Consider the following 17614-nt stretch of genomic DNA (forward strand, 5'->3'; position numbering starts at 1 on the left):
CAACATGACTTGGAAGGGGATTTCACCCCTGGTACAACTGGTTGACGGGATTTACCCAAAACACGTTTCTGTGCCGAAAGAGGAATTGGCCGAGTATGAACAATACTGGCAACGCTCAGCAATCTTGCCGAAATGGGACGTCTTGGTTGCTCCTTCTTAGCTGGTATTTTATTTCTTGGCTTATCCCTAAGTCCTTAGGCGCTATTAGGTGCATAAGTTTGAACGACTAACGCTATCAATTCTTGCGTAATTACAAGCTGCGAACCGAAGCTTCGCCGTCTTTGACTTCGCCAACCAGTACATCGGACGCAACCCCGACAAACAGACCGTTTTCAAGAACACCTGGAATGTTGTTAAGGTTCTTTTCTAAACCCGCTGGATCGGTGATGGCATCAAACTTAGCGTCTAGCACCATGTTGCCTTGGTCTGTGATGACAGGACCGTCCTTGTTAACGCCCATGCGGAGTTCTACGGTAGCGCCTAGCGTCTCTAGCGCACGAGTTACTGGAGAGACTGCCATGGGTAAGACTTCGACAGGTAAGGGAAACGTAGACCCTAACGGATCAACCAGCTTAGAGCTGTCCACAACCACAATGAATTTCTCTGCCAGACTATCAACAATTTTTTCGCGAGTGTGGGCGGCACCACCACCTTTGATCAGGTTGAATTTGGGATCGACTTCATCCGCACCATCGATCGCAATATCAATGTGATCAATTTCATCTAGCGTGACAAGGGGGATGCCATACTTTTTCGCTAAGACGGAAGCCTGGAAGGATGTGGGCACACCTTTGATGTTCTTCAAGTCGCCCGATGCCAAGCGATCGCCCAAAAACTGAATGGCAAAAGCAGTGGTGGAGCCTGTGCCTAGCCCGATAATGCTGTCAGACTGAACCTCGGCTGCTGCTGAGCGTCCCACTGCTTGCTTCATCAGCTTAACTGCATCCATCTCCGCCATAACGTTGTCTCCCGAAAATGACTAAGTCCGGTAATAGCATGACCTAAAGCGGTTACGGTTTCTAGTGCTAGCAGAGAATTTGTAGAGCAATGACGGATGGGCAGTCAGGTTTCAACGCTTTGGGTTTGTAGAACGATGTACTGTGAAGCGACGTCGCTGACGATCAGAATATCGACAGTGATAGTGCCAATGCGGAACACTCGGACGCGATCGCACTCTTTTTCCAAAAGCTCTAGTAAGGTCTGATGCTGTTGGGCGATCGCTTGGCCATCGCTACCATACCCTCGACAGCGCCGTTGAATTTGCTGCATGAGATCCTGGACTGAACTCTCACGAATAGGCGCGTCACTTTCTCGCCGGAGCCGCTGCCGAATTTCGGTTTCGCGATCGGTTTCTAAAGTCCAAGTTGGCAATGTCCAGGGAGCTTCCGTTTCACTGGGAAACCAAAGGCCTTGAATAAGGGTTCTGATACGGTTAGTCAACCTGTCGATAGACATGGAAAAAAGGAGCAACGATAGCGCTAGATCCAGAGTTTTCAAGGTTACGGAAGTTGTAACACAGTCTGCGGATTTCCATATAATCGTTGACCAAAGGGATAAAAAGCAAAGGATGTTCGAGAATTGGCAAAACTGACATCTTGTATGCCGATACGGCATCTGCTGCTTTAGGTCGCTGTTTATCCTAAGCCTGGTGCCGCTACACAGAATTCAAACTGCAAAATACTCTACTCTTCGAGAACGGAGGCGAACGAGAAGAGCAAAGCTCTACAAAATTCAAAACTAAGGTGAAAAAGCTTTCTCAGGGTTTTGAAGGGTGAGCCTATTTATGCCGTAGTGTGCTACTCGCCCATAATGCCGAGCCATCACGATTTTGGTATGAGCAGTTGCTGCCATACGGGTACTGCTCTGATGCAATAGCACTGCTCTAATGCAATGACTTTCTATTAACGATTGTCTAGAAACCATTTTGAAAGAATTGCTTATTAACTTTATTTCTCAACTAGCATTACGAATAGTTGACGAAATTTCATGAGCTTTGCGCACAGCGTAGAAGCTGTGATGAACCTATCCTTTCCTCTGGTTACGAAGATGTTGATTGCTTAACCTCTGTTCTGTAAGCTTTTCTGTGCCCTCAGTAGAATCGCGTAGAAATGACTTCATCTCTTTCGAAGGCGGGATGACATAAAAATTCATTTTTCACTATTGAGAACAACTTTGATCTATTCTATGGTGAGCTTGTTGGGAATTGAATTCAATAAGCTCTCTCAGTTGGACTTTTGTTGTTAAGGATTCAGCTTGCTATGCAAACCTATGGCAATACAGATGTCTCGTATGATTGGTGGGCCGGAAATGCCCGCTTTGCTAATCAATCCGGGCTGTTCATCGCAGCCCACGTTGCTCAAGCCGCATTAATTACTCTTTGGGCTGGCGCATTCACACTCTTCGAACTTTCTCGGTTCGATCTCTCCATTCCGATGGGCGAACAGGGGCTTATCTTGCTGCCACATTTAGCCACCTTAGGGTTTGGTGTGGGCGATGGTGGTCAGGTCGTTGATACTTACCCTTATTTCGTCATTGGCGCACTCCATTTGATTTCTTCAGCAGTGCTGGGAGCGGGCGCACTGTTTCATGCCTTCAAAGGGCCCGCTAATTTGAAGAATGCAAAGGGTCAAGCTCGTAAGTTTGATTTTGACTGGGACGATCCGGCCCAGTTGGGACTGATTCTAGGCCACCATCTTTTGTTTTTAGGAGTTGGTGCGTTGCTGTTAGTTGCCAAGGCTACTACCTGGGGTGGTTTGTATGATGCCACCACTCAAACCGTGCGGTTAGTTCAGCCAACACTTGATCCACTGGTCATCTATGGCTACCAGACGCATTTTGCTAGCATCTCTAGCTTAGAAGATCTTGTCGGTGGGCACGTTTATGTCGGAACTTTGCTCATTTTGGGTGGGGTGTGGCACATTCTAGTACCGCCGCTTAAGTGGGCTAGAAATGTCCTTGAATTCTCCGGAGAAGCTATTTTGTCTTACTCCTTGGGAGGTATCGCACTGGCTGGTTTCGTTGCGGCCTACTTCTGTGCAGTGAATACGCTGGCGTATCCAGTCGAATTTTACGGTCCACCTCTGACAATCAAGTTGGGCATTGCTCCCTATTTCGCGGATACGGTTGCTTTACCGCTTAATGTCCATACGTCACGCTGCTGGTTGGCTAATGCCCACTTCTATCTAGCGTTCTTCTTCTTACAAGGACACTTATGGCACGCTCTGAGAGCAATTGGTTTTGACTTTCGCCGAGTCGAAAAAGCGCTTAGTGTGGAATAACTAAATGGCAACTATAGCCGTCGCCAGTTCCATTAGAACAAAACGGCGAGCCATCGGGCTATGGGCTAAGCACTCGGATGCTATGGGGTGAATAAGCCTAGATGGCTAAAGCTATAGTTCGTTGCCCTAAGCCTTATGGGGGCATTTTAGTTCCAACCTGACTACCTGACAAAGCCAGTGCCCCCTTTCCTAATACTCACCCAATTTTATGTTTGATTCGAGTTGTTGCCCCTGCTGTTCTGACCGTCTGCTCCATCATGCCACCAGAGCCGGAACCTATTGGTTTTGTCCCACTTGTCGGCAGGCGATGCCACGATCTCGCTCTAGCCTTGGCACGCCCTCAGAGGCCTCTAGAGGCACGATGGTTTTGCAGGATCTCAATGATTGAAAAGCAAGTGGTCTTGCTAGGTGCCTGGAGTCGTGTTGAGTGTTGCGATCGCCCAATCAAACTCGTTCATCTCACGGTCAATAGCGTCAAAACCGATCTTGAGCTGATTATCCTGCTGGCGTCCTAAGCCTTGTCGAGAAACTTATAGCGGCGTGCATTTGAGTCAAGCACACCTTATTCCCTGTTCCCTTAAAACATTGAGATGTACTTGACCCAGCTGCACAGGGCTATTAATGCCTTCAGTCTTGCGGTATAGCCGTCGCCAGTTCCGTTAGGACAAGACAGCGAGCCATCTGGCTATGGGCCTAAGGACCTGAATGCTATTGGATGCACAAGCCTAGATGGCTAAAGCTACAAATGCCAAAAATCTTTGCGTCAGTTCCGATTAAATTGTTGCCGATTTAGAGGACAGTTCTTATGACAACCAAGACGTTGAGTAATACACCGGATACTCTTTGGCTAAGCGTCAATCCTAGTTTCAAACGACTGGAACAGCAGTTGTTGGTTTATTTGAACGCCCGTAAGACAGTTTCGCACTGGGGGTATTTCCAATCGCCCGATGAACCCAGCGAATTAGAGGTTGCGTTGACGCTGCTGCACGACTATATGAAATTGCGCGATCGCCCCGTTCATCTCATCGGTCATGGTACGGGTGGACTGGTAGGGCTGCTGTATGCCCGCAAGTATCCCCAGCGTGTGCGATCGCTCACCCTGTTAAGCGTTGGCGTTAATCCGGCAGTAGATTGGAAAATCCACTACTACACACAGTTGGATCTATTGCCATGCAGTCGCAACCAAATTTTGACTCAGATGGTGCATAGCCTTTTCGGTCATCAGTGCGAGCATTGTTTGTCGGGTTTGCTGAAACTACTGGAAGAAGATCTCGTAGGTTCGCTCTCTGTGCATTCACTGGTGCGACGGTTTAGTTTATTTCCTGGCAGTGTACCTATACCCCTCATGGCGTGTGGCGGGCAGGAAGATCCTATTGTCGATCCGCTACAGCTCCAAGGCTGGCAACCTTGGCTGGGTGAAAGCGATCGCATCTGGCTCTGTCCTGAGGGCCGTCACTTCTTCCATGCGACTCACCCTCAATCTACAGCGGCAGCCATCCTCAACTTTTGGAACGACATTGATGCTTCTGTTGACGTTGCTCTGACAAGTTCAGAACGATGACTAGGGGCAGAGAAAAACTGTAGAGAAGATGGACAAACTCCTTTTGGTTGAACCTCTCGATGAACCCAGCCTCTAATTGTCAGTACTATCTCCATCTCTAATCCTTTTTCACCCTGCTGCCTTTGAGCCTTTGGTCTTTTGCCACAACACCCTCATGACGTAACCCATCATGGCCTACCTACTTCACAATTTTCACAACATCCTACCGCTGGTTTTTCCAATAGTGATTTGGGGTTTGCTGCTACTGTTTCTTCTATCGGGTTTATGTGCTCTGAATGATGGAGTGCAGCAGTTGCGACGGCTACATCAGATCCCCTGCGATCGCTGTGTTTACCACACAGGCAGCCCCTATCTTCGGTGTCCAGTGAATCCCCTATCGGCGTTTTCAGAGAACGCCCTTTGCTGTCAAGATTACGAACCCATCCCGAAGGCAAAGAAAGCGGGGGGCACTTTGCGACCTGTTGGGCTGACACCCTTCTGCTCTGATACCTCTTTTCCCAAAGACTCTCCAATACCGAATTGATTTCAGCAAAACGTTGGACGCTAGCGCTCAGCTATATTGCGATGTCCTCTTTTGCATGGCGAATGCTCTGCTTAGTCTGATTAAACAGAGCTAATCCAAAGGTAATCGGTCCAATTCGGCCCACGAACATCAGAAAAATAATCAGGAGTTTTCCAAAAGGAACTAAGTCTCCAGTAATGCCCCTGGAAAGTCCAACCGTGCCTAATGCGGAGGCCGCTTCAAAAACAACATCTTCAAAAGCCTGGCTCTGAAGCAACAGCAGAACAACACTACCGACTAAAAACATGATGAGGTAGAAAGCGAGGGCCGCAAACGCCGCAAAGACCCGCTCCGTAGGAATACGACGCCTGCCGAAGACCACATTTTCATATCCCCGGAGGGATGCCCAGACAGCTCCTAAAGCCGCCGATATGGAAGTTGTCTTGAGTCCACCCCCTGTGCCTGAAGGCGATGCTCCGATGACCATAAGAATAACCATGACCAGTACAGGTGAAGGGGCCAGTACTTCGATCGGATGCGTGTTGAAGCCGACCGTGGTCATGGCAGTCATTGCCTGAAATCCTGATGCTAGTAGCCGCTCACTCAGGGGTAATTCAACAATGGAGGGATCCGTAAAAAATAGAAAGGCCCATCCGCCTACGATGAAAGCAAAAGTGATGTAGATGATAATTTTGGTGGTTAAGCTCAAACTACGTCTACGGCGAGTTAAACCGAGCCAAACATCTGAGACTACAATGAAGCCGATCGCGCCAAACAAGCTTAATACGGTTACCACAACGTTGACTAAAAGATTGTCTCTAAAGCCCATCAAACTATCGGGAAAGACACTAAAGCCCGCTGTGCAGAAAGCCGAAATAGAATGAAAAATGGCTGCCCAAATTGCATTGGGAACACCCTCTCTAGAAAATGCAATATATAGACCAATAAATCCAGCAAGCTCTATAAGTGCAGTAAAGATAATCGTGTGCTGTATGAAGCTCTTAAAATTGAATCCTTCGGGTAGAGAGAATACGGTTTCACCCACTCTTTGCCGCATTGACGATAGCTCACTGTCTCGAAATAAGACAACGAAGGAACCTAGTGTCATATACCCTAAGCCGCCGACCTGAAAGGCACAGGCAACAATAAACTCACCCAAGAAATTGTAAGCGTCTGGGGTATTAACAGTAATCAACCCGGTTGTACTGATGGCTGATGTAGCAATAAATAAATTATCTAGAGGAGTGATAGGATCAGCCTGCCAGCAAATTGGTAAGCATAAAAGTAACCACGTTATCAAAACGTAAGATGCATACCCGATTAAAACAAAACGAGCTGGCTTGCTAATGATTTTCTGAACAAATTTATTCTTAAAAATGCTATTCACAATTTTTTTGAGCTAAAAAGAATTAGTCCAAATTATGGAGCTAAACTGATAGAAAATCAGTCTGTCTATGGACATAATTTTAGCCGGATAGAAACAGATACCCCCCCTTCAAACTTGCTCAATAAAAGCGCTGACACTATTCCTTCATGAATAGAAAAAAGTGAAACTACTAGCAACTGTCCGATAGGATTGCTTCAAATGCTTTGATAGAACCCGTGAAATGCTTCGCAAGCACCTTACAATCAGGGGCAACCTCCCAGTCTTTGTCAGCGCCATGGTCCTTTTACGTACTCCTCTTTATGCTCTTTCTGCAAGCTTGAATGCACGCTTCACGGCATTTTCAGGCTGGGAGATGGCTGTCCAATACAGTGGTATCCGGCAAGAACATCAGGCCGTGCGGCAGAACGCTGGCATGTTTGATATTTCTCATATGGGTAAATTCTTCCTCCAGGGCACGAATGTATTAGCTCAACTACAGCGGCTGGTGCCTTCTGACCTGAGCCGGTTAAAACCTGGAGCAGCGCAGTATACGGTGTTTCTAAATCCTCAGGGGGGTATTATTGACGACCTAATTGTGTACTATCGGGGAACGACGTTGGCGGGCACTGAAAGCGTTGTCTTAATCGTCAATGCGGCCACTACGGAAAAAGATAAAGCGTGGCTGTCGACTCATCTCAACAGTGGGAAACCCAGCGGCATTGTTTTTACAGATGAATCACGCGATCGCGCACTCATCGCAGTTCAAGGGCCAGAAGCGATCGCCCAGCTTCAGCGAATCACGACAGAGAATCTTGCCGCAGTTCCCCGATTTGGACACCTAGAGGGAACCGTTTTGGGCCAACCGGCTTTCCTCGCTCGCACGGGATACACTGGCGAAGAGGGTTTCGAGGTTATGGTTTCTCCTGAGACGGGGCAAATTTTGTGGCAAACGCTTTATGAAAACGGTGTCATTCCCTGTGGGCTGGGGGCCAGAGATACCCTTCGCCTTGAAGCTGCAATGGCGCTGTACGGTCAAGATATTACTGAGCAAACAACGCCGCTCGAAGCAGGGCTCAAATGGCTTGTCCATTTAGATGGTGCCGGTGATTTTATGGGACGAGAGGTACTCGAAACACAGCTAGCTGAGGGGGTTGAAAAACGTCTCGTTGGGCTACAGATGGAAGGCCGCCATATTGCCCGGCATGACTATCCGGTTCTGCATGGAGAGCAACCTATAGGAATAGTGACCAGCGGCACGCTGTCGCCCACGTTGGGGTATCCCATCGCGTTAGCCTACGTACCCAGTTCATTGGCGACTACCGGACAAACGCTAGCCGTCCAAATTCGCGGTAAGGCTTGTCCTGCTCAGGTTGTCAAAAGACCCTTTTACAAGCGTAAGTAAGCTTTGCCTCTCTCCAACTTATCTGTATGGGATGGAATAGAGTTGCTTTTGTTCCTGTCGTGGTCGTAGTGAAATGAACTAATTAGATGGTGACCTTCCGCAGCCATCTACGGGTGAGCGTGCATTTACAGTTATACGTTGTGCAAATAATTTATTCTTCGAGAAGGATTACTGCTCTATAAAGCGGATTGTCGTGAGACACTTGCTAGGAGCGTGTGCTTGACAGGAAAAATGGCTTATGGCTCTTGAGTTTCCCGATGATTTAAAGTATTTGGATACCCACGAATATGCCCGTGTCGATGAGGAAGAAGAGGTCGTCACGGTTGGTATCTCTGCCTTTGCAATTGATCAGCTTGGAGATATTGTCTTTCTGGAGTTGCCAGAAGTTGGAGATACTGTCGAAAAGGGGGAGACCTTTGGCACCATCGAGTCTGTCAAAGCCGTAGAGGATCTCAAATCACCGGTGACGGGAGATGTGTTGGAACGCAATGATCCTATTGTTGAATCACCCGAACAAATCGTAGACGACCCCTATGGGGATGCCTGGTTCCTCAAGGTGAAGGCAGAAAACCTTGAAGACTTAGACGATGCTATGTCTGCTGATGAATATCGCGATCAGGTCGAGGGCACCTAGTATCGCTATGGGGGATTCAAAATTAAGGCGGATCAGTTTTCCCAGTGTTTTGAATGGTGAGCCTATAGCGGCGTGCATTCGAGTCAAACATATCCCATTTCCTGTTCTCTATTCCCTGCTTCCTTAAGACACTGAGATGAGACTTGACCAAGCTGCACAAGGCTATATTTCTGCGGTAGTGTACCAGTGACCAGAATCCTTAGGTGGCGAACTCTGCAACTGCGATCGCACAGCCGCCGTTATTGAGGGAGTGGGTAAGCGCCGTCAACACCCTGACTAGCTCTGTACCAACCCGTCCTGAAGATTGACTAGAGACGTTCTGTTGCTGGATGCACTGGATAAAGTGCTGGCAAACTTCTGCGAGGGGTTCCTGCTGCGGAATAGGAATGCTTTCACGCTGAAGGCCGTTAGGACAAAAGCGATCGCCTTCCACCTCCAATGCTCCCCACTGTAGAACTAGGGGCTGTGGCTGCATTTCGTCAAAGATGAGTGTGCCGCGATCGCCCACAACACCTAAACGCCTTTGCTTGTCTGGATTTGCCCAGCTGACGTGCAGCGTTGCTTGAAAGCCACTGGGATACTGTAACTGTATCCAAACGACATCGGCGATGCCTTGGGAACCATGGGAAAGCTGACTGGATAGAGCACGATTAGGTTGCAGCCAAGTTTGTCCCTGTGCAGAAACTAATGCGGGTGTTTCCCCGAGCCAATGGTTAAAGATTGCAATGTCGTGAATGGCCAAATCCCACATTGCATCTACGTCACTGCGAACAGGCCCCAAATTTGTTCGAGTGGCATAGCCATAATGCACATTGCCTAACGCCTTGGTTGAGAGCAGTGATTGACCCTGTGCAACTACGGGATGAAATAAGTAGGTATGGTCCACAATGAGCTGACGATCGTGCTCGGCTGCTAGAGCGCACAGCTCATGGCACTCTTGGATAGACAGCGTTAACGGTTTCTCGACCAAGACGTGCTTATGAGCTTTTAAGGCTGCTTTGACCAACGCATAGTGGGTGGCGGCAGGCGTTGCGATCACGATCGCATCAATATCAGTTCTGGCTAATACCGTTGTTCCGTCTGTCGCAAGGTCAACGGTGTCGGCTAGCTCAAACTGATTCCGAATCATTGAGTGACGATTAGCGTTGGGTTCCACAACCGCCGCAACGTTAACAGTTGAAAGACTCAAAAAATTTCTAAGAAGATGGTTGCCCCATCGCCCGACGCCAAATTGGGCTAATCGAATGCGATCGTTGTTCATATACTTTAGACAGAAAATTTCAAGTGGGATTTTGCTTCGTGAACCATGAAGAAATCCAAGGGCTAGGATTGAAAAAAATCTTCAATCTTTGCTAGATAATCGCAATCTCTCCTGATATTCAGGGTGCCCAGATTAAGCTGTTGTTCATCCAACGGCTTGGAGAGCCTTTTTTTGGTTGCTAAGGTCTCGGTGCCTGTTAAACTAAATTCCAAAGGTCTTCAGGATAGTTTTGATTAATCGGTAAGAAACTAATACGCTGAATTTTAGAGGGCAACTTTCTCAAAAGAAAATTCTATTGAGCAATCGAGCACCAGCGTTTTAATCTTTTGAGAATATTTTTGAAAATTCACACAACAAAGCTGAGTTGATCTCTAGGGTCATCATCACAGATTCAGCCTTTGGGATGAGGCAACTTAGCTACCGATATAGTTCAATACTCCAAGGCCTGATAGATGGCGGTGTGTCTATGCACGGTTGCTATCGGCATTTTGAATCATGAAACCAATATTTCGAAAAATTGCTAAGGGAACGAGAGAAATTCCGATTGAATTGAATAGATTTCTCTCGAAAAAGTATCCTGATTTTGTTACCAATAGTTCTTCAGAAAGCCTGATGAATCAGGTTCCAGTCTTTATGTTTCATACGATTCACTATGAATCGTTCAAGGAACAGTTGGACTATCTAAAACGGAACAATTATTCTACGCTTTCCCTTAGAGAGTTTTTAGATTTCCTGAAAGGCAAATATCAACTAACTCAGCCGTCGGTCTTGTTGACGTTTGATGATGGCGAGAAAAGTTGGTACACCACTGCTTTTCCCCTGCTGAAGGCGTATGGCTTTAGGGCTGTTGGTTTTGTAGTACCACACTATATTCAAGCAAGCCCTGTTGAGCAAACCAATACCAAGAACTGGCTCTCCTGGCCAGAACTGATCGAGATGGACGAGTCTGGTGTTTTCGAAATTGAATCTCACAGCTATTACCATTCAAGAATTTTTGTGAGTTCTAAACTGGTTGACTTCTATCATCCAGGCTTTCCTGATGCATTGACGTTGGATGTGCCCTGGCTTGAAGACCAAGGGCGCTATACCAATACTCTGAGCTGGGGGACACCGATTTATGAGTGCGCTCCTAGGCTCAAGGGACAGGCTCAATATCGTGATTCAGTAAAAGTCCGGCAGGCTTGTACTGACTGGGTTGCATCTCAAGGTGGGGAGCGCTTCTTTGAAAACGCTAATTGGCGAAAAGAACTGCTACAGCAATTTCATTTAGCTCAAGAGAATTATGCCTCTGAAAAATTGGAGCATTATGAGTTGGATGAGCAGAGAAAATTTCACATGCTAAAGGACCTGACTGTGTCTAGAGAAATCCTTTCGGAAAAATTAAATAGACCAGTTAACCACTTGTGCTATCCGTGGGGTGTCGGCAGTGAGGAGGCCGTTTCTCTATCAAAAATAGCGGGGTACTCTAGCAACTTTTGGGTGTCCCTAGATCAGCGTAACTCTAATTTACCTGACGACTCTCCTTACTACATTCCTCGCTTGAAGGACGACTATCTTTTCAGACTTCCTGGCGACGGAAGGCATTCACTTTGGCGAATTTTTCGAACTAAGTTGAAGCGTAGAAGCAAGTCACTAGAAATCTATTAACTGCTTATATGAAGACTGTCTGCAATGCCCCTTGCCCAGTCTTGTTTAGCTGTCGGAAATACGAAACATCAGCCTCCCTATCATCAGTGCAAACAAGCTCCCAACGTGTACTTAAAACAGGGTTTTAAAGATGGCATTAAACACTCAGCTCCCAAAAGTGACCATCGGTATCATTAATTTCAACGGTAAGTCCAGCCTGCCGAGTACGATAGACGCTGCTAAAGCTTTGAATTATCCTGATTTCAATATCGTTGTCGCAGATAATCTGTCTACTGACGGTAGTCAAAAATGGTTGCAGGAACAGCATCCCGGCATAAATTGCTTATGTTTAGATTGCAATCGAGGCCCAGCTGCAGCTCGAAATGCTATCTTCAAAGCCACCGATGCTGCTTATGTTCTGTTTCTGGATAACGACATCGTGCTTGAGGCAGACACCTTGTCTCGTTTGATGCAGGTGATGACGATATCTCCCCGAATTGCTGCGTGTCATCCAGAAATCTGCGATCGCACTGACCTTTTTGTTCATCGCTATAATGGCAGCACCATTCACTATCTGGGTGCGCTAATTCCTCGCCCACAGCCTTCTGATAATCGCCCTCAATACGAGCTTTTCGATATCGTTTCAGGAGGTGCACTGTTAGTCAAAAGCAGTGCTGCTGAAGAAATTGGTTATTTTGACGAGGACTATTTCTTTAATTGGGAAGACGGAGATTTTGTGGCGAGGCTGACACTCGCAGGATACTGGTGTGTGAATGTGCCGGAGGCTATTGTTCACCATATGCAAAAGCCTCGGGGCACCTCAAAAGCCTATTACATGGTGCGCAATCGCTGGTTTTTCATGCTGAAGCTCTACGATTGGAAAACGTTGCTTTTGATATCGCCTGCTCTATTGGTCTTTGAGCTTTCTCAAGCTGCATTACTCCTGATTAAAGGTGAGTTTGTCACCTATTGGAAAGCAAACTTTGCCGTTCTCCAGAGTCTGCCTCAAATTTTAGAGAAGCGACGGGCGTTTCAAGCCTTGAAAAAGAAGCAGGATAAAGACTGGCTGCACGCTGGTGATGTTTACGTCTCCGCTAGCGTCGTCGATGCTCAATCCGTTCTTTCGCGGTTGATGGCAATTGTTTTTAGCCTGTTCTCTGCCTACTGGCGTCTTGTCAAGCCGCTCTTCAAGAACAATAGAGTGACTCAAAACCTAATGCAGAGCGACTTAGTTCTAGAGAACCCTGGAACATCACAGCGCTGATCATGGCGGCATATATTTGAGTCAATCACGCCCCATTCTCTATTCCCTGCTCCCTTAAGATGCTAGATGTATTTAACTAAGCTTGCACAGGGCTACAGGACCTACGTGCGATCGCAACCGGTTTAGCATTTATCCCTGAGATCATCTCATCTATCGTCTCGAACATCTTGGCTGGTCGGGGTGCGGTTCCGCATACCGATTTGCATTTTCATGCAACGGGTTTGGAGTGTTTTTGCCTGTTTCTACTGAGGTGAGCAGTTCACAATGGCTCTGTACAACACGGAGAGATCCTGGTTGTGCAGGCCAATCTTTCATGTCATGGTCTGCCATACCGTAAGCTCTTGCTCCGTGGTATCGGTTACGGTTCATTCAGGTTTGATAGGGTTGAAACCGCTTTGTCGTAAGGATCTTGCTGATTCTCCATGAAGCTGTACCTAGTTAACACCATCCATTCCGCGTTTTCTCCAAATTGCAGAGACGTGAAATAGGTGGCTTCTATGTCAGCTCAAACCGAAGACGGAACAAGTGTTTTCAGCTAGTAGAACCTGAAAAGTCAGAGACACATCGGAACGCAAGACGATAAAGGTGTAGTATGTCTACTTTTCAAAGTTCGCTTGAGCAATCTTCCGATCCATTAGGGTTAGAATCACTTTCTTCATTGGAACAAGCTTTAGCGATTGGGCAAGACTGGGTTGATCAGTTTTTGTCAGATGCCAACTGGCTTGAGAGCCTTACATTGCCTTTTGGTCAAACTTTTGACTTAGCAGCTGTCGGTGCTCTGTTCCAAGATGTTCTGTCCGGTAATTGGAGCGCTTTACCGAGCATCGAAATGCGCTCTAGCGACGACATCAATGGAGCAAACGGTGCTTTTGCAGCTACAACCAACACCATTTACTTAGCTGAAGATTTTGTTGATCGCTATGCCGACACCCCTGAACTCATTGCAGAAGTCTGGGTAGAAGAACTCGGTCACTTTGTAGACGCCCGTATCAACACTGTGGACAGTGCAGGAGATGAAGGCGCTATTTTTGCTGCCTTGATTCAAGGACTGACGCTCGATCAAGGTGACCTGGATGCTCTTCTGCATGAGGACGACAGCGTTGTTTTGAATCTTGATGGACAGGTCGTTGAACTAGAGCAGGCAACACCCGGCGTCAACCCGGCTTTCGATCTCATTGGATTAACGCAACTCCGTAACGACAATGACTTCGCGGGCATTGATGGGAGTGGATTCAGCGTTGCTGTGATTGACAGTCGAGTTGATTTTTCTCATCCCGAACTGCAACCTAACTTCAGGGCATTCGTTAACTTCACAGATGCTGAACAGCCTGATTTTCACGGAACGCACGTGGCTGGAAGCGTGGGCGCTCGCGACGAAAACTTAGGCGTTGCCCCAGATGTGGGATTAATTGGTTTGAACGTTTTTCCCAGCAATGCAAACCTAGGTGCTCGCAACGACGATATCTACGATGCGCTGAGCTGGGTACTCGACAACCATGAAGAATACAATATCGTCGCAGTCAACATGTCGCTGGGCAGCGGATTTTACTCCTCGGAGTCCCAGGTAATTGGAGACCCCACTCGTGAAATCATCAACCGTCTGGAGGGCGAAGGCATAACGGTTGTCTCAGCCGGGGGCAACTCTTACAAGGAAACTGAAGTGCAAAATTTCGGTGCCCCTGCTATTTACAGCACATTAGCAGTCGGGGCGGTTTGGCAAGATGCCTCGGAAAGGAATATCCAATGGGGGTCAGGTGCGATCGACTTCACGACGGGGGCAGATCGAGTCACAAGCTTTACCCAGCGTTTAGTAGCAGAAAACACTATTTTCGCACCTGGTGCCCTCATCACTAGCACGGTTCCTGGGGGTGATATTGGCTTGAGCGGTGGTACGAGCATGGCATCCCCCATCGTGGCAGGTGCAGTCGCGCTGATGCAGGAGGCTGCTCAACTGTTTGGAGGACGGCTGTTGACCCCGGCTGAAATCGTAGAGATTATGCGGTCTACGGCAGATGACATCTTCGACGGTGACGATGAAGACAACAATGTCAACAACAGTAACGAATCCTATCTGCGTTTGAATATTTACAGCGCAGTTTCTGAAATTGAACGGCGATTTCAAGATATTGCACCTACAGGAGATCCCAATGGCACCTTACGAGGCGCTATTATCGGGCCTCGATTGGATGGTTCGCCGGTCAATTCGGTGCTGGAGGCGATCGGGACGGATGGAGGCAGCACCTCAGTAGGTGATACCGATGTCGATATGATTCGCTTTGAGGTTGACTCCCCTGGTCGGGTCACTTTGGAACTGGGGACCCACCCCAATACTCCAGATGACTTCGATACTTATCTACGTTTGTTTGACGAAGATGGTCAGGAACTGGCCGCAAATGATGATATCCAGCCTGGAGTCGAGCAATTTTCTCGGATTACGGCGGATCTGGCTACAGGAACCTATTTTGTTGGCGTCAGCGGATACTTAAACGATGACTATGATCCAACCGTTGCAGGCAGCGGGGAACCCGGTGACACGGGCAGCTATGCCCTGCAATTGAGTCTGGAAAATGATGATCCAAATGGATTGATTTCGGGAGCGGTTCCCATTGTTTTTAGTGACAGCCGTGAACCCGTGGTGAATGGTGGCACGATTGGTTTTGACTATGGGGAACTGGTTGGGGTTGCCGATGTTGACCTCTTCGAAGTCCGTGTTCCCGATGATGGCATGCTACTGATCGATATCGACACACCGTTTGAAACTGATTTTGTCGATTCTTATCTCAGAATTTTTGATGAGAGCGGTAATGAACTGGTTGCCAGTGATGATGATTTGGCTGTAGATATTTCAGGTGAACCGGATGAGTTCACCGATTTTCGATTCCCCGGTCTGGTGTTTGAAGATCCCGACGATCGCGACTTTTTCTTTGGACATACAACAGACAGCTTTGTCTCTGGCACGGTTCAAGGGGGAGACGTCTATTACATCGGTGTTTCCGATTTCGATAACCAAAACTATGACCCCAACACCTTGAACAATCGCCGCGAAACGGGAGACGGCGGTGCTTATGATCTACACGTTACCTTTGCCAATAACGACCAAAATGGCAGTATTACTCAAGCTCTAGACGACTCCATCATTCCGCTGCCTGTCACCCAACAGGCTGGCACGATTGGCACTGATACGGACTTTGATAGTGGGCAGGTGTTTGATGTGGGCGATCGCGACGTTGATTTCGTCAAAATCAATTCGCCTACCGCAGGCATTCTAGAAATTGATATTGACTCCTACTCAGAGCCTAGTATCAGCGATACAGTTGATGCGGTTGCTTTAATTTTCGATGACCAAGGTAATCTTCTATCCCTCAACGATGACAATGAGGGGTCTTTTGACCCACTGCTTCAGTACGAGATTGCCGCCAATACGGACTACTACGTAGCTGTCACTGGGTACGGTAACGAAGATTTTGACCCGTTCCAATTGGCGAGTGGTACACCTGGAGACACGGGCGACTATCTCTTCAGTAGCCGTGTGTTACCGCTGAATCAAGTTGGCACGCTGTCTAACGACACTATTGGTGGTGGCTCAATTCAAGCTGTCGGTATAGGTTCCATCGTTCCTGGCTTCATCGGTCAGGACAATGGATTCTTCCGAGGCCCTGCCGATATTGATATCTTTCGTTTCACGCCGACCCAAAGCGGCATTGTCAATATTCAAACCCTTACCTTTGATGCCTTTAGTGCAGATACTTTCTTGCGGGTCTTCAATGCCAACGGAGTTGAGATTGCGGCTAATGACGACGCTGACTTCCTGACGACGGGAAGTGCTGTCAATGTTTCTGTCACGGCTGGCAGCACCTACTATATCGGCGTTAACGGATATAGTCCACAGGCACAAAACTACGATCCGTTTACCGGAATTGGAGCTGCTCCTGGTGTTCAGGGCGGTTACACTCTCGTTCTGAATCAGTCCTCAACAGCACCGATACCCACGTTTGAAGCTGATGATTATCTAGCCTCTAACCCTGACCTGATTCAGGCCTTCGGCTATAACCTTCAAGCGGCAACCGATCACTATCAGCGGTCCGGTCAGTTTGAGGGACGCGCTATTGACTTATTCCCGGAAGATCAATACTTCGCTTCCTATAGTGATTTGGCGGCTACTTTTGGCAATAATCCAGTTGCGCTGACCCGCCACTATATCGAACATGGTTTTCGTGAAGGGCGTGATCCTTTGCTCAGCTTTGACGGAGGGGCATATATTGCGTCTTATGGGGATCTAATTAATGCTTTTGGCTATAGTCCTGCTGCAGGTAAGGAGCACTACCGTCGCCAAGGTTATCCCGAGGGACGCAGTATCACCTTCCAAGCGGATGAATACATTGCGTCTTATGGTGACCTGATTCAAACGCTTGGATACAACCTAGATGCCGGAACCCAGCACTACATCACTCAAGGCATTTCAGAAAATCGCAGCCCTGACTTGTTCGATGCAGCGAGTTATCTCAACCGTTATGCAGACTTGCAGATCGCCTTTGGTACTAATCTGGATGCTGCTACACAGCATTACATTCAGACCGGTTTCTTTGAAGGTCGAATAGCTTAAGTCGCCGCGCTATAGGTGCATCTCTAAACAAAATGTAGGTCTGATTTGGCCTCCCTGCTCCTTAAATAGTGGGCAGGGAGGAATCATTTTCGGTCGGTTTGATGCAATGACGAACTA

At 47.7% G+C, this 17614-nt stretch carries 13 protein-coding genes; 9 read left to right on the top strand and 4 right to left on the bottom strand.

What is annotated here, in order from left to right:
• Positions 1-250: 250 nt before the first annotated feature.
• Together rpiA and PN498_RS03240 are read right to left on the bottom strand one after the other, a co-directional pair.
• Entirely contained in the window at positions 251-958 is a 708-nt protein-coding gene (gene rpiA, locus PN498_RS03235; protein WP_272061242.1) for a ribose-5-phosphate isomerase RpiA, read from the bottom strand.
• Positions 959-1062: 104 nt separating this feature from the next.
• Complete coding sequence (locus tag PN498_RS03240; protein ID WP_272061243.1) at positions 1063-1455, bottom strand: nuclease A inhibitor family protein; 393 nt, start codon at positions 1453-1455, stop codon at positions 1063-1065.
• An 803-nt stretch (positions 1456-2258) separates the two neighbouring features.
• On the opposite strand from PN498_RS03240, the gene PN498_RS03245 reads away from it, so the two are divergent.
• The 4 genes from PN498_RS03245 (at position 2259) to PN498_RS03260 (ending at position 5362) form a co-directional block, all read left to right on the top strand.
• Positions 2259-3278 (top strand): chlorophyll a/b binding light-harvesting protein, encoded by a 1020-nt coding sequence (locus PN498_RS03245; protein WP_272061244.1) that lies wholly within the window; start codon positions 2259-2261, stop codon positions 3276-3278.
• A 380-nt stretch (positions 3279-3658) separates the two neighbouring features.
• The gene (locus PN498_RS03250) at positions 3659-3793 is read left to right on the top strand and encodes a hypothetical protein (protein WP_272061245.1); all 135 of its coding nucleotides are present in this window, start codon (positions 3659-3661) and stop codon (positions 3791-3793) included.
• Positions 3794-4083: 290 nt separating this feature from the next.
• Positions 4084-4839 carry an alpha/beta fold hydrolase gene (locus PN498_RS03255; protein WP_272061246.1) on the top strand — a complete coding sequence of 252 codons (756 nt, stop codon included), beginning with the start codon at positions 4084-4086 and terminating at the stop codon, positions 4837-4839.
• A gap of 169 nt (positions 4840-5008) precedes the next feature.
• On the top strand, positions 5009-5362 hold the full coding sequence (locus PN498_RS03260; RefSeq protein ID WP_272061247.1) for a hypothetical protein: 354 nt from the start codon (positions 5009-5011) through the stop codon (positions 5360-5362).
• 31 nt (positions 5363-5393) lie between these two features.
• On the opposite strand, the gene PN498_RS03265 is transcribed toward PN498_RS03260, so the two are convergent.
• On the bottom strand, positions 5394-6728 hold the full coding sequence (locus tag PN498_RS03265; protein ID WP_272061248.1) for a TrkH family potassium uptake protein: 1335 nt from the start codon (positions 6726-6728) through the stop codon (positions 5394-5396).
• 274 nt (positions 6729-7002) lie between these two features.
• On the opposite strand from PN498_RS03265, the gene gcvT reads away from it, so the two are divergent.
• Both gcvT and gcvH read left to right on the top strand, forming a co-directional pair.
• Positions 7003-8109, top strand: a complete 1107-nt coding sequence (gene gcvT / locus PN498_RS03270) for a glycine cleavage system aminomethyltransferase GcvT (protein WP_272061249.1) — start codon at positions 7003-7005, stop codon at positions 8107-8109.
• A gap of 238 nt (positions 8110-8347) precedes the next feature.
• A complete protein-coding gene (gene gcvH / locus PN498_RS03275; RefSeq protein ID WP_272061250.1) occupies positions 8348-8743 on the top strand; it encodes a glycine cleavage system protein GcvH in 396 nt (131 codons plus the stop codon).
• A gap of 199 nt (positions 8744-8942) precedes the next feature.
• Here the strand turns inward: gcvH and PN498_RS03280 are convergent, their stop codons facing one another.
• A complete protein-coding gene (locus tag PN498_RS03280; protein ID WP_272061251.1) occupies positions 8943-10004 on the bottom strand; it encodes a Gfo/Idh/MocA family protein in 1062 nt (353 codons plus the stop codon).
• Between the two features lie 612 nt (positions 10005-10616).
• On the opposite strand from PN498_RS03280, the gene PN498_RS03285 reads away from it, so the two are divergent.
• The 3 genes from PN498_RS03285 to PN498_RS03295 all read left to right on the top strand — a co-directional run bounded on the left by PN498_RS03285 (position 10617) and on the right by PN498_RS03295 (position 17497).
• On the top strand, positions 10617-11651 hold the full coding sequence (locus PN498_RS03285) for a polysaccharide deacetylase family protein (RefSeq protein WP_272061252.1): 1035 nt from the start codon (positions 10617-10619) through the stop codon (positions 11649-11651).
• 130 nt (positions 11652-11781) lie between these two features.
• Entirely contained in the window at positions 11782-12894 is a 1113-nt protein-coding gene (locus PN498_RS03290; protein WP_272061253.1) for a glycosyltransferase family 2 protein, read from the top strand.
• Between the two features lie 592 nt (positions 12895-13486).
• On the top strand, positions 13487-17497 hold the full coding sequence (locus tag PN498_RS03295) for a S8 family serine peptidase (protein WP_272061254.1): 4011 nt from the start codon (positions 13487-13489) through the stop codon (positions 17495-17497).
• Positions 17498-17614 lie beyond the last annotated feature (117 nt).

Source organism: Oscillatoria sp. CS-180 (genome assembly GCF_028330965.1).
In the GTDB taxonomy this organism is placed as follows: domain Bacteria; phylum Cyanobacteriota; class Cyanobacteriia; order Phormidesmidales; family Phormidesmidaceae; genus Halomicronema.